Below are 13,569 nucleotides of genomic sequence, written 5' to 3'. Positions count from 1 at the left end.
GAGGCTTATGTGAATGGTATATAAGAGCCGGGGAGAACGTGTTTTTGAAGGAGTGATTTATGCAGCCCTGGGCTTGATATTGCTTATTGTTATTTATCCGTTGCTCTATGTTTTAAACGCTTCATTCAGTGATCCTATGGCCATTTTACGGGGTGAAATTTGGTTGTTGCCTAAGGGGTTTACAATTGATGCATACAAAAGAGTGTTTGAGAACCAGGACATTATAAGCGGTTACTTAAACACAATCATGTACACAGCCGTTGGTACGCTTGTGAATCTTGCTCTTACAACGATGGCAGCTTATCCTCTTTCACGAAAGGATTTTCATGGGCGCAACTTTATTACAATTTGCATTGTTTTTACAATGTTCTTTAGCGGTGGAATGATCCCTCTCTATTTGTTGATCCGGGATTTGCACATGTTGAATACGCTTTGGGCATTGGTTATTCCGGGAGCTGTATCGGTATGGAATATTGTCATTATGAGAACATTTTTTCAGACTAGTATTCCATTGGAAATTCAGGAGTCAGCCTTCATTGATGGTTGCTCGAATATTCAAACGCTCTTTCGAATTGTACTGCCCTTATCTATGCCGATTATTGCGGTTATGACTTTGTTTTACGCAGTGGGACACTGGAATGCATTTTTTAACGCACTTATCTATTTATCGGATCGAAGTAAATATCCATTACAGCTGTTTTTAAGAGAAATCTTGATACAAGAGCAAATGGATGAAATGACTTCGTCTACCGATGATTCTCTCGCGAATTATTTGTTACAAATAGAAGCCTTGAAATATGCGGTTGTCGTTGTTGCAAATTTGCCTATGCTCATGTTATACCCTTTCTTGCAAAAGTATTTTGTAAAGGGAGTAATGATTGGGGCGCTTAAAGGCTGATGTTCACATTGAGAAATTGGGAGGAGTTCTTTTTATATGAATACTAACAAATGGGGTTTAATGTTGTTATCGGTTATGATGGTTTTAAGTATCGTGTTGTCTGGCTGCGCCAAAGAGGCAAAACCACCATCTCCATCTGGAGCGGGAACTATTGTTGATGGAGGCAAGGAAAAGGTTAACGGCGAAGAAAAAGAAAAAGAAACAGCAGCAGACAGTAATCTCAATCCAAGCGGATTCCCAATTGTGAAGGAACCTATTTCACTTACTTTTTTTACAGGCAAGGATGCTACCAACAGCAATAAATTCGAGGAAACCTTAGTGTGGCAAGAATATGCGAAAAAGTCCAACATTCAGGTTAATTTTCAATTGGTTCCTTTTGAGAGCTTGACGGAAAAACGCAATTTGGCACTGGCCAGCGGGGATTACCCGGATGTGTTCTATACGGCCAGGCTCAGTGCTAACGATCTGATGAAATATGGCTCACAGCAAAAAGTGCTTATTCCATTAAACGATCTTATTGACCAATATGCCCCCAATTTTAAAAAGCTGTTGGATCAGTACCCGGATTTAAGAAAAGGGTTGACGATGCCAGACGGTAATATCTATTCATTCCCAACTTTCTACTCTCCCGACTTTTTGCCTGTCTTGATCGGGACGCCGCTATGGATTAATAAGAAGTGGCTGGATCAATTGAATATGCAAGAGCCGCAAACGATCGAGGACTTTTACAAATATCTGCAGGCGGTTAAGACGACCGATCTGAACGGGAATGGTCAGGCGGATGAAATTCCGTACAGTGGATCGAGTGTCAATGTAATAAAGTATCAGTTTCAGGGGTCATGGGGCCTAGGGAACCGAGGGCTCGGACACTTGTATATCGATATGGACCCGGACAAGGATCAACTGCGCTTTTATCGTCTCGATCCGAAATATAAAGAGGTTCTGGAATTTATTCATAAGCTGTATGCCGAAGAACTGATCGATCCGGAAATCTTCACGATTAAGGACGCCGCATTCCGAGCCAAAGGAGCCGAAGGAAACCTTGGTTCAGCCATTACGAACAATGCGGGTACCGCCTTTAACTTGGATCATTACGTCGGTTTAGGGGCGCTTAAAGGGCCCCATGGCGATCAACTATACTCCCATGTGGGAGTGCCTTTAGTTCAACCTGGTTCCATGGCCATAACCAATAAGAACAAATATCCGGAAGCGACGGTCAGATGGATGGATTATTTTTACGGCAATGAAGGGGCTCTGTTTTATTTTATGGGCATAGAGGGGGTCACGTATACGAAAAAGCCGGATGGATCCTTGGAGTATGTGGAGGATATTACCAACAATCCGAACGGTCTTACGATGACCCAGGCAAGAACCAAATACTTCACCTGGAACGGGGGGAGCTACCCTGCAATCGTCCAGGAGGAATACTTCCCAATGCAATCTAGTTCTATAGAAGCGGGGAAAAAGGTAGCGGATTATAAGCCTACAGAAATATGGAATAGGTTTACCTATACGGAGGAGGAGTCCGAATTCATGACGTCGGTCGGTGCGGATATCCAAACTTTCATTCTCGAAACAGAGGCTAAGCTGATTGCTGGCGACATGTCGTTTGACGAGTGGGATAAATATACGGATACGGTTAAGAAAATGGGACTTGATAAATATATGGAGATTGAAAAAGCAGCCTACGAACGATACAAAAGTAACTAATGAAGGGGGGATTCCCCCCTTTCTTAAATATAAGAAAGTATAAGTTACTACTTTATACTTGTTCTTATATTTCAACGGTAAACGCGCCTGTCCAAAGGACCGCGAAGCCGTTTATCCTCGCTAGATTTGTGAATCTCAGGACAAGGAGGCCTCTATGCTGAGATTTCTTTATATAACAGATACTCATTTTGGTGCTAATCCAATTGGTTTTCATCAGCAGCCGGCCTATCCCGAGCGAATGGCCGATATTATCCAGGCCATTCAAAAAGAAGTAGATCGGCATTCTGCTGATTTTATTATCCATGGAGGCGATCTTGTTGATAGCTGCCGTGCGGATTTGATCCGTCATGTTTATAGCTTGCTAAAGCTTCCGGTACCTTTCTATTTATGTTTGGGAAATCATGACTTGGATCGTCCAGATGCTCTAGAGCTATGGTTGGCTCATACGCCTAAGTGGTTTATTGGCGGTTCGCCGCATTATGAAATTGTGAGCGATTCCTGTGTCGTTCATGTTGTGCCAAACCATTGGGAGAGCGGGTTAGAGTATTTTTGGGGACAGAAGCAACAACCGTTGTTCTCAGAAAAGCAACTGAATCGCTTAGAACAGGTGGTTCAGGCTAATCCTACTAAGATGCATGTTTTGGTAACACATAGTCCTGTCTTTGGGATGAGCCAGAAGCAAAGCGGGTTGGATCGGATCATTCACGATGCGCCGGAGTCCTTTCGCCAATCCATTGAAGATCTAACCAGGAAGTATGCGAATTTGAAAATCGTCTTGTCCGGACATAATCACCTCAATACGCTTCGCTTAACGGAAGAGGCAGCGTATGTATCGGCTAGTTCTTTGATTGAAACTCCATTTGAATATAAATTATTCGAGATTACAGATGTTGAAGCTAGAATGACAACCCACTCGTTAGACTTGTCAGGCTTAAACGGATTTAATCCGGAGTATATAGAAAACCGTTCCTATGTGCAGGGGAGAAAGCAAGACAGAGGGTTCCTTATAGCGCGAGACTGATATCACAAGTAGAGTTTCCGATAAAAATGGAGGGATATCCGTGGAAGAATCTAAGCGCGATCGGCTATTAAATAAGGAGGCAGAAGCATCTGCAGCTAGTGGTATTAGTAGAAGACGTTTTATCGCTTCGATCGGTGTAATGGCGGGTGCTGCAATTACCAGTCAGATTCCAGCGGGAATAAAAGCCTATGCTGAGCAAGAGGGTGAGGATGGGGATCTGTTAGAAGGAGAGGGCAACTATAATGCTGGTTTATGCGTTTTGGCCGATTGGTTCAATGTGAAGGAGCATAATGCGGCTGCCGACGGGTTGGCCGATGATGCCGCTGCTCTTGATCTATTAATTCAATCCACAGCCCAACAAGCGGAAGCTACCTTTTATTTTCCTGCTGGTACCTATCGAATCGGCAGCCCATTGACGTTTCCCAAAAGAGTTCGTTTGTTTTTTGACTACGGGGCTATACTGGTTCCAGATGCAGGAGTGACTGTGCATGTTTTTTCCCAGGTAAATGCAGGGCTTGGGCATATATTTGGCGGTGCCGGGAGAGTAACAGGCGATTTCTATGGTCAAGGGGTATATCCGCAATGGTGGGGAGCAAAAGGGGATAAACAAACGGACGATACCGAAGCATTCAGAAATGTTTTTCGGCTGTCAAAAGATAATCAGATTCCTGTAACTGTTCATGTTCCGCAAGGCGACTACGTCTGGTCACAAGCGCTTGTTGTATATGGAGATACTTCGGTAATTTGCGAACAAGGAGCAGTGTTCTGGCGAAATCATGGAAATACGATGCTGTACAACTATGAATATAATGGACAGCCTAATGGGGGCTATAGCGGAAATGGCCATATTGTTTTCGAAAATGCCCGCTTTGAGTTTGTTGGGCTTCAACCGTCTGTCTTATGTTATGAGGATGGAAATGTGCTGCAGTTCGCTCATGCTTCGGATTGGACATTTCGTAATTGTGAATTTTATGATGTCATCGATGCTCATGCCATTGAAATTAATTCGTCCCGAAATGTTGTCATCGACGGTTGCAAATTTTATGGCTATCGGGAAATAGCGAATAATCGCTGGTATGTCGAGGCGATCCAAATTGATCATGCTTCAACGAGCGGCATTCAAGGGGCTTTGCCTTATGATGATACACATTGTAAAAATATCACCATCCAAAATTGTTACTTTGGCAAGGGAAATACTTATACGTTCAACAAACAAGGAATAAATACTACGGTGGAGTTCAAAGCATGGACAGCTGGAATTGGCGGTCACACTCATAAAGAAGGCAAGTGGCATCAGAATATTACGATTCGAAATAACACCTTTGAAGGTATGCGTTATTATGCTATACGTCCGTATAAGTGGCTTAACACTTTGATTGCCGAAAACTTTTTTTATGAATGCGGCGGCGGGATTTACGCCGTTAATGGATCTAATCATGCGGTATTCGGGGCGGCAGGACCATTTCGCAGATTAACTATCGTAAACAACCAGTTCATCAATGGGGTGGCTGTTTATCCTGACTATTTTGCATCGAACCGGCGGTTTATGATTGGCATCTTCTCTACAGATGTTACATCTGAGGATGTGCAAATTAGCGGAAATACTTTTAGCGTTTCAGAAGACTCCGGAATTATTATTAAAAATGTAAAGCGGGTTACCATCAGCGATAATACAATTAATTATATGAAGAAGGATGCGGTAGATATAGCTGATTGTACAAACGTAACTATACAGGGCAACCAGATTTTTAAGCCTACCGAGAATGGTGTAATTCTTAAAAATAACAGTCATTGCCTGATCCTTAATAATCAGATTACTGAGGCTCAAATGCAAAGTGTGCATGCAGAAAACGGTAATAATGTTCAGATTAGGGGAAGTGTTATAACAAAGGGACGAGGGAATGGGATTGATTGTGAAATCTTGCAGGGGTTAATTGTGGATGATAACCAAATCAGCGATACAACCAAAGCTCTTTCAATTAAAACTTGCCACAACGCTAGAGTTACAGGGAATCAAACTTCCCGAATGTCAGCAAACGTTATGGAGATTACGGATACGGAAGGTTTGTCAATTTCAGGAAACTTTTTGACTGGAGGAGCGACCTCTGCCATTGATGCACTCGTTATTGCAGGCATGACTAAGATGGGCATAGTGAGGGACAATATCCTCTCGGGAGCTTTCCGCAGAGGAATTTGGTTCAAAGGAACAACATCGAATATCAAATACGGTTACAATTTGGGTGCTGTTCAGAACGATAGTAATCAAGTTACTGCGTTACAAGATTAATGTTTCTCGTTTAATTTACATTAGAAAAATTTTAAAAAAGTCCAGCTAACATCTTATGGGATGCAGGCTGGACTTTGTTCAATTATAAGTGGCGCGCCCGCTAGGAATCGAACCTAGATCTCAGGCTCCGGAGGCCTACGTCATATCCATTGGACCACGGGCGCATAAAAACAGTAGCAAAAATGATTATATGATAATCCTGCATTTTAATCAAGCGATAGGCAAAAATATAAATTGCAAAAAAATGCTGTCGAAATCGTTTACATTTGACTTCGGCTATTGCGGGAAACATATTCTTTCGTTAAAATGTAAGTGGGACTTATTTTGAAGGTGCGGGACAATAAATGTCCAGGTTCCAATAATGTTAATGGTCGAATCTAAATTAGGATGCCGGCTGAATCGATGGAGTGAAGGATGAGAAATGCGACAGATCGTTGAACTGCAGCAGCAGCTTGTGCCGGAACTTCTAGATGTTATGAGGAAGCGTTACTTGATTTTGCATCAGGTGATGCTATCTGATCATATTGGTCGCAGAGCGCTGGCTGCAACACTTTCTATGACGGAGCGTGTGCTTCGTGCAGAGACGGATCGGCTTAAGGAGCAAGGCTTGCTGGAGATTGATGCTGGCGGCATGCGAATAAGCGATGCTGGAAAGCTGTTGCTGGAACAATTAGAACCATTATACAAAACGTTATTCGGCTTGTCAGAGCTTGAGGACGAGATACGAACGCATTTCGGCTTGTCTCAAGTTATTGTAGTGGCAGGTAACTCCGAAACCTCTATGCAGACTAAGCGAGAGCTTGGCCGGGCGGCCTGTCAGGTTTTGCGGCAGTCGCTTCGTCCTAACGATGTTATCGCCGTTACAGGCGGTACGACGATGGCGCAGGTAGCTAATCAGCTTACAACGTCTTCACCGCTAAAGAGCAATTGGTTTGTTCCGGCTAGAGGCGGCCTTGGAGAAAGCCTCGATTATCAGGCTAATACACTCGCATCGACGATGGCCAAGCGAACTGGTGGCCATTACAGGCTATTGCACGTTCCTGACCATTTGGGGGAGGAAGCCTTTGCTTCTATTATGCAAGAGCCCAATATCCAGGAAATCGTATCCGTTATTCGCAGCGCCCGTATTGTCATACACGGGATAGGCGATGCTATAGTTATGGCACGCCGCCGCAGGGTGGATGCCTCCATTATAGCTGCGATGGCAGCGGAAGAAGCTTTGGCTGAAGCCTTTGGCTATTATTTTGACCGGACTGGATCTGTTGTGCACAAAACGCAAACAGTAGGGCTAAGGCTAGAAGATATTGTAAACACTGAAGTAGTGATTGCTGTTGCTGGAGGCAAAAGCAAGAGTGAGGCGATTGCAGCTATTATGCGATTTGGTCATGATGATGTCCTTGTTACTGATGAGGCTGCTGCACTCGAAATTGTTCAATTGATTCAGCAAGATAAACAATAGGGTATTTGTTATCATGACGCTTGCGAATTTTTTTAAGATTTTGCGGCGTTTTGAAATATATTAAAATCAAGTACAAGCTTAGGAGGAATTTTAGATGGTTAAAGTAGGTATTAATGGTTTTGGACGTATCGGCCGTAACGTATTCCGTGCTGCTCTAAACAACCCAGAGGTTGAAATTGTTGCAGTTAACGATTTGACTGACACAAAGACGCTTGCACATCTTCTTAAATTCGATACAACTCATGGCAAGCTAGATGCTACTGTTGAAGCAAAAGAAGGCGCGCTAGTTGTTAACGGCAAAGAAATTAAAGTATTTGCAGAGCGCAACCCTGCTGATCTTCCATGGTCATCTGTAGGCGTTGAAATCGTAGTTGAGTCTACTGGTATTTTCACAGCTAAGGAAAAAGCTGAGCTTCACTTGCAAGGCGGAGCTAAAAAAGTAATTATCTCTGCTCCTGCTACTAACGAAGACATTACAGTGGTTATCGGCGTTAACGAAGACAAATACGATCCAGCTGCTCACACAATTATTTCCAATGCTTCTTGTACTACAAACTGTCTAGCTCCTTTCGCAAAAGTATTGAACGATAAATTCGGAATCGTTAAAGGTATGATGACAACTGTTCACTCCTACACGAACGACCAATCCGTGCTTGACGTTCCACATAAAGACCTTCGCCGCGCTCGCGCTGCTGCTGAGAATATCATTCCTTCGTCCACTGGCGCTGCGAAAGCTGTTTCTCTAGTATTGCCTGAGCTTAAAGGCAAATTGAACGGTATGGCAATGCGTGTGCCTACACCTAACGTTTCTGTAACGGATCTAGTTGCTGAATTGAAAGTAAATGTAACGGTTGAAGAAGTTAACGCTGCATTCAAAGATGCTTCAGAAGGCGCTCTAAAAGGCATTTTGAACTACAATGAATTGCCGCTAGTTTCCAGTGACTATAACGGAGATCCAGCTTCCTCTACAATTGATGCATTGTCCACAATGGTAGTTGAAGGCAACATGGTTAAAGTAGTTTCTTGGTATGACAACGAGTGGGGTTACTCGAACCGCGTAGTAGATCTAGCTGCTTATATCGCAAGCAAAGGTCTATAAGGAAAGAAAGCTACAGAACTAAAGCTCCGCTTGCGGGGCTTTAGTTTGCGGTTTGCGCCTTCGCGGCAAACCTTGGGGGCGTTCCTTCCTATTATGGAAGGGCGTCCTTTTTTCTAAAAAAAGAATGGCTAATCAAAGATCGGGGAGGGCTTTCCATTGAACAAAAAAAGTATTCGTGACATTGCAGATTTAGCAGGCAAAAAAGTGTTTGTTCGCGTTGACTTCAACGTGCCTTTGGAGAACGGACAAATTACAGACGACAAGCGTATTCGCGAGACGCTTCCAACTATTAATTATTTGATCGAAAAAGGCGCGAAAATTATTCTAGCCAGTCATCTGGGCCGTCCTAATGGCCAAGTAGTAGAAGAGCTTCGTCATACAGCTTCTGCTCATCGCTTGTCCGAACTGCTTGCGCGTCCTGTTAAAAAGGCGAATGAAGCAATCGGCGAAGAAGTGGAAAAGCTTGTAGCTGGTCTTAACAACAGCGATGTATTGCTGCTTGAGAATGTTCGCTTCTATGAAGGCGAAGAGAAAAATGATCCAGAATTGGCGAAAGCTTTTGCAAGCTTGGCAGACCTGTTTGTTAATGATGCGTTTGGTGCTGCGCACCGTGCACACGCGTCGACTGAAGGTATCGCTCATCACTTGCCAGCAGTATCAGGCCTTCTAATGGAGAGAGAGCTTGAAGTATTAGGTAAAGCACTAAACAATCCTGAGCGTCCATTCACAGCGATTGTAGGCGGCTCTAAAGTTAAAGATAAAATAGCAGTTATCGACAAAATGCTTGAAATCGCCGACAATGTTATTATCGGTGGCGGCTTATCCTATACCTTCTTCAAAGCGCAAGGCCATGAAATCGGCAAATCGCTTCTAGACAACAGCAAGCTAGATTTGGCGCTTGAATTTATTGAGAAGGCTAAGAAGCTAGGCAAAAACTTTGTTATTCCTGTAGATATCGTTGTAACAGACGATTTTAGCGCAGATGCGAATACGAAGATTGTTGATGTAGACAGCATTCCTGCAGATTGGGAAGGCATCGATATCGGACCTAAAACACGCGAGCTCTATGCGGACATCATTAAAAACTCCAAGCTTGTTGTTTGGAACGGTCCAATGGGTGTATTTGAGATTGAGCCATTCTCGCATGGTACACAGGCTGTTGCCCGCGCTTGCGCTGAAACTTCTGGCTACACAGTTATTGGCGGCGGCGATTCTGCTGCAGCGGCTGAGAAATTCGGTCTTGCCGATAAAATGGATTTCATTTCTACAGGTGGCGGTGCTTCCCTCGAATTTATGGAAGGCAAGCAATTGCCAGGGGTAGTCGCTCTTAACGATAAGTAAGAGAAAGTATAGCTATAAGGAGGCATTAACATGAGCACTAGAACACCTATTATTGCAGGTAACTGGAAAATGTTCAAAACAGTGTCCGAGGCGAAAGCATTTTTCGCAGAAGTAAAGGGCAAGGCAGAGGTTGCTGGCGTAGAGAGCGTAATCTGCGCGCCATATACTGTATTGCCGGCACTTGTTGAAGCTGCTGCTGGCACTTCCATTGCGATTGGCGCGCAAAACGTCCACTTTGAAGACAACGGTGCCTTTACTGGTGAAATCAGCGGTGTAATGCTGAAAGATCTTGGCGTTAAGTATGTGATTATCGGCCATTCTGAGCGTCGTGCTTACTTCGCTGAGACGGACGAAATTGTAAATAAAAAAATGCAAGCAGCTTTCAAACATGATTTAGTGCCTATCGTTTGTGTAGGCGAGAAGCTTGAAGAGCGCGAAGCTGGCCAAACAAAAGAAGTTTGCAAGGTTCAGACGGAAGCGGCGCTAAAAGGCTTGTCTGCTGAGCAAGCAGCTAAGACCGTTATTGCTTACGAGCCAATTTGGGCGATCGGTACAGGCAAATCTTCTACTTCTGAGGATGCGCAGGATGTGATCGGCTACATTCGCGGCGTAGTAGCTGGTCTATATGATCAAGCGACTGCAGATGCTGTTCGTATTCAATACGGCGGAAGTGTAAAGCCGAACAATGTAGCAGAATATATGGGCCAAGCCGATATTGACGGTGCACTGGTAGGAGGAGCTAGCCTTGAGCCTGCATCCTATATTGCATTAGTCGAGGGGGCTAAGTAAGATGAGCGCTCGTAAACCTGTAGCATTAATTATTATGGACGGCTTTGGTCTTCGGAATGATGTTACTGGCAACGCTGTTGCACAAGCGAAAAAGCCTAACTATGACCGTTATATGAGCCAGTATCCGAATACAACGCTGACCGCTTGCGGCGAAGCGGTCGGACTGCCTGAGGGTCAGATGGGCAATTCGGAGGTCGGCCACTTGAATATCGGTGCAGGACGCATCGTCTACCAAGACCTGACTCGTATAAGCAAATCGATTCGCGACGGCGAATTTTTTGAAAACGAGACTTTGCTTGGCGCAGTGCGCCATGTAAAAGAAAAGGGAACAAAGCTGCATTTCTACGGCTTGCTGTCTGATGGAGGCGTGCATAGCCATATTGCTCACTTGTTTGCTTTGCTGGAGCTAGCCAAAAAGGAAGAGCTTGAAGAAGTATATATTCATGCTTTCCTGGACGGACGCGATGTGTCTCCTGACAGCGCAAAAGGGTATATCGAGCAGCTGCAAGCTAAAATCGCAGAGGTCGGCATTGGCAAGATCGCAACCGTTCAAGGCCGTTATTACGCGATGGATCGAGACAAGCGCTGGGAGCGTGTTGAGAAGTCCTATCGTGCAATGGTATACGGAGATGGTCCAACAAGCAAAGACCCTGTGCAAGCGGTAGTTGAATCCTACAGCAATTCTGTTTATGATGAATTTGTATTGCCAACTGTAATCGTTGGCGAGGATGGACAGCCGGTTGGTCTTGTCGAGTCCAACGACGCTGTAGTATTTTTCAACTTCCGACCTGACCGTGCTATTCAATTATCGCAAGTATTCACGAATGAAGATTTCCGCGGCTTTGACCGCGGTGACCGACGTCCGACAGATCTTTATTTTGTCTGCTTGACCAAGTTCAGTGAAACGATTGGCGGATATGTCGCATATGCGCCGAAAAATCTGGATAATACGTTAGGTGAGGTTATTGCACAAAATGGCATGACTCAGCTGCGTACGGCAGAGACTGAAAAGTATCCGCATGTTACCTTTTTCTTCAGCGGCGGCCGCGATGTCGAGCTTCCGGGAGAAACACGTGTACTTATTAATTCGCCCAAGGTTGCCACTTATGACCTTCAGCCGGAGATGAGCGCGTATGAGCTGGCAGAATCTACGGTTAAGGAAATTGAGGCAGATAAGCATGATGCTATCATTCTGAACTTTGCGAATCCGGATATGGTAGGCCACTCGGGTATGCTTGAGCCAACGATTAAAGCGGTAGAGGTTACAGATGAGTGTATGGGCAAGGTTGTTGAAGCGGTGCTGGCTAAAGGCGGCGTATGTATTATTACTGCTGACCATGGCAACGCGGATATGGTATTCGATGAGAATGGCCGTCCGCATACTGCGCACACAACTAATCCGGTACCGTTAATTGTAACTAAATCAGGCTTGGAGCTGCGTGAAGATGGAATTTTGGCCGATATTGCTCCAACGATGCTGGAGCTATTAGGTCTGAAACAACCAGAGGAAATGACTGGTTCAACTTTGATCAAGTAAGAAACATACTAAAAAATGAGCAGAGGAGAGTTTTCCACATGTCTATGATTGTTGACGTATACGCATTAGAAGTTTTGGATTCCCGCGGTAATCCAACTGTAGAAGTAGAAGTATCTCTTGAGTCCGGCGCAAAAGGCCGTGCAATCGTTCCATCCGGCGCTTCCACTGGCGCATACGAGGCTGTTGAGCTTCGTGATGGCGATAAATCCCGTTACCTTGGCAAAGGCGTTCAAAAAGCGGTAGATAATGTGAACAACATTATCGCTCCTGAAATTATCGGCCTTGACGCTCTTGATCAAGTAACAATTGACCGTACTATGATCGAGCTTGACGGCACGCCAAACAAAGCAAAGCTTGGCGCTAACGCTATTCTTGCAGTATCTATGGCAGTTGCTCGCGCTGCTGCTGACGCTTTGGACGTTCCATTGTACAATTACCTTGGCGGCTTCAACGCAAAAACTCTTCCTGTTCCAATGATGAACATCATCAACGGCGGAGAGCATGCTGACAACAATATCGACGTTCAAGAATTTATGGTATTGCCTGTTGGAGCAGAAAGCTTCAAAGAAGCTCTTCGTGTCGGCGCTGAAATTTTCCACAACCTTAAGGCTGTTCTACATGACAAAGGCCTTAACACTGCTGTTGGCGACGAGGGCGGCTTTGCTCCTAACCTTGGTTCAAACGAAGAAGCGATTACTACTATCATCTCTGCGATTGAGCGCGCAGGCTACAAGCCGGGTGTTGACGTATTCCTAGGTATGGACGTTGCTTCCACTGAGTTCTACAAAGATGGCAAATACGTGCTTGCAGGCGAAGGCAAATCCTTCACATCTGCTGAGTTCGTTGACTTGCTAGCTTCATGGGTAGACAAATACCCAATCATCTCGATCGAAGACGGCTGTTCAGAAGACGATTGGGAAGGCTGGAAGCTTCTAACTGACAAGCTTGGCAGCAAAGTACAGCTAGTTGGCGATGACCTATTCGTTACAAACACTGAGCGTCTAGCTGACGGCATCAAGCAAGGCGTGGGTAACTCCATCCTTGTTAAAGTGAACCAAATCGGTACACTTACTGAAACATTCGATGCAATCGAAATGGCTAAACGTGCGGGCTACACGGCTGTTATTTCTCACCGTTCTGGCGAGAGCGAGGACAGCACAATTGCTGATATCGCAGTTGCTACAAATGCTGGACAAATCAAAACAGGTGCTCCTTCCCGTACAGACCGCGTTGCGAAGTACAACCAATTGCTTCGCATCGAAGACAAATTGGGCGCTACTGCTCAATATGGCGGCAAAGCAGCATTTTACAATATGAAAGATTTCAACTAATTACTGAAGCGAGCTGATCGCGAAGTGAAAGGAGGATGCTCTGTTTGCGGAGCATCCTTTTTTATTTTTGTTTAGGAAATTATGCATCAGTTAAATT

The 13,569-nt window shown here is 44.7% G+C and carries 10 protein-coding genes and 1 tRNA gene; 10 read left to right on the top strand and 1 reads right to left on the bottom strand.

Annotation, left to right across the window (positions count from 1 at the left end; translation table 11 throughout):
- The first annotated feature begins 13 nt into the window (after positions 1-13).
- From ACRRU2_RS25050 to ACRRU2_RS25035, 4 genes are all read left to right on the top strand, one after another.
- The gene (locus tag ACRRU2_RS25050) at positions 14-898 is read left to right on the top strand and encodes a carbohydrate ABC transporter permease (RefSeq protein ID WP_331701976.1); all 885 of its coding nucleotides are present in this window, start codon (positions 14-16) and stop codon (positions 896-898) included.
- A 36-nt stretch (positions 899-934) separates the two neighbouring features.
- Positions 935-2,608: an extracellular solute-binding protein gene (locus ACRRU2_RS25045; RefSeq protein WP_331701975.1), complete on the top strand. Its 1,674-nt coding sequence runs from the start codon at positions 935-937 to the stop codon at positions 2,606-2,608.
- Between the two features lie 154 nt (positions 2,609-2,762).
- Entirely contained in the window at positions 2,763-3,629 is an 867-nt protein-coding gene (locus ACRRU2_RS25040; RefSeq protein ID WP_432505866.1) for a metallophosphoesterase family protein, read from the top strand.
- A 40-nt stretch (positions 3,630-3,669) separates the two neighbouring features.
- Entirely contained in the window at positions 3,670-5,916 is a 2,247-nt protein-coding gene (locus ACRRU2_RS25035) for a right-handed parallel beta-helix repeat-containing protein (protein WP_432505864.1), read from the top strand.
- A gap of 89 nt (positions 5,917-6,005) precedes the next feature.
- On the opposite strand, the gene ACRRU2_RS25030 is transcribed toward ACRRU2_RS25035, so the two are convergent.
- Positions 6,006-6,080, bottom strand: a tRNA-Arg gene (locus ACRRU2_RS25030).
- A gap of 257 nt (positions 6,081-6,337) precedes the next feature.
- Between ACRRU2_RS25030 and ACRRU2_RS25025 the strand changes: the two genes are divergently transcribed.
- From ACRRU2_RS25025 to eno, 6 genes are all read left to right on the top strand, one after another.
- Complete coding sequence (locus tag ACRRU2_RS25025; RefSeq protein WP_331701972.1) at positions 6,338-7,375, top strand: sugar-binding transcriptional regulator; 1,038 nt, start codon at positions 6,338-6,340, stop codon at positions 7,373-7,375.
- Between the two features lie 94 nt (positions 7,376-7,469).
- Complete coding sequence (gap, locus tag ACRRU2_RS25020; RefSeq protein ID WP_331701971.1) at positions 7,470-8,474, top strand: type I glyceraldehyde-3-phosphate dehydrogenase; 1,005 nt, start codon at positions 7,470-7,472, stop codon at positions 8,472-8,474.
- A 156-nt stretch (positions 8,475-8,630) separates the two neighbouring features.
- Entirely contained in the window at positions 8,631-9,815 is a 1,185-nt protein-coding gene (locus tag ACRRU2_RS25015) for a phosphoglycerate kinase (RefSeq protein WP_331701970.1), read from the top strand.
- Positions 9,816-9,845: 30 nt separating this feature from the next.
- Positions 9,846-10,604, top strand: a complete 759-nt coding sequence (gene tpiA, locus ACRRU2_RS25010) for a triose-phosphate isomerase (protein WP_331701969.1) — start codon at positions 9,846-9,848, stop codon at positions 10,602-10,604.
- Position 10,605: 1 nt separating this feature from the next.
- Positions 10,606-12,141, top strand: coding sequence for a 2,3-bisphosphoglycerate-independent phosphoglycerate mutase (gene gpmI, locus ACRRU2_RS25005; RefSeq protein WP_331701968.1), 1,536 nt, complete (start codon positions 10,606-10,608; stop codon positions 12,139-12,141).
- Positions 12,142-12,179: 38 nt separating this feature from the next.
- On the top strand, positions 12,180-13,472 hold the full coding sequence (gene eno, locus ACRRU2_RS25000; RefSeq protein WP_331701967.1) for a phosphopyruvate hydratase: 1,293 nt from the start codon (positions 12,180-12,182) through the stop codon (positions 13,470-13,472).
- The last annotated feature ends 97 nt before the right edge of the window (positions 13,473-13,569 follow it).

It is taken from the genome of Paenibacillus sp. GXUN7292, from assembly GCF_050864975.1.
GTDB lineage: Bacteria > Bacillota > Bacilli > Paenibacillales > Paenibacillaceae > Pristimantibacillus.
The sequence above is the reverse complement of the archived record's forward strand: the minus strand, read 5'-3'. Positions and strand labels throughout refer to the sequence as shown.